Source organism: Kitasatospora sp. NPDC056731, from assembly GCF_040687675.1.
Taxonomy (GTDB): Bacteria; Actinomycetota; Actinomycetes; order Streptomycetales; family Streptomycetaceae; genus Kitasatospora.
Map to the genome: position 1 here is coordinate 1 of NZ_JBFBNR010000055.1, position 313 is coordinate 313.

1 protein-coding gene is annotated in these 313 nt (G+C 63.9%); it reads right to left on the minus strand.

What is annotated here, in order from left to right; all coding sequences use genetic code 11:
- Positions 1–132: 132 nt before the first annotated feature.
- On the minus strand, positions 133–313 hold a 181-nt coding region (locus AB0R04_RS34135; RefSeq protein WP_363377474.1), incomplete at its 5' end, for a hypothetical protein.

Here is a 313-nt window from a genome sequence, read left to right on the forward strand (position 1 = left end):
GGGGACCCTGTGGGAGAGTAGGACGCCGCCGAACAATCATTCACAGAGAACCCCCATCCGGGAAACCGGATGGGGGTTCTCTGCATTTCCGGGGCACACGACACGGCCGTCACCGTGCCCCGCGCCGGCCTGTCAGATGGTGTCCTTGACCTTGATCTGGCCGCTGTCGATGACGAAGTTCTGGTTGCCGAAGCCGGGGCTCTGACACTGCCAGATCTTGGCCCGGTCGCCGTTGTTGCGGGAACCGCCCACGTCCAGGCACATCTCTCGGCCGGTTCCGATGGTGTCCTTGACCTTGATCTGGCCGCTGTCG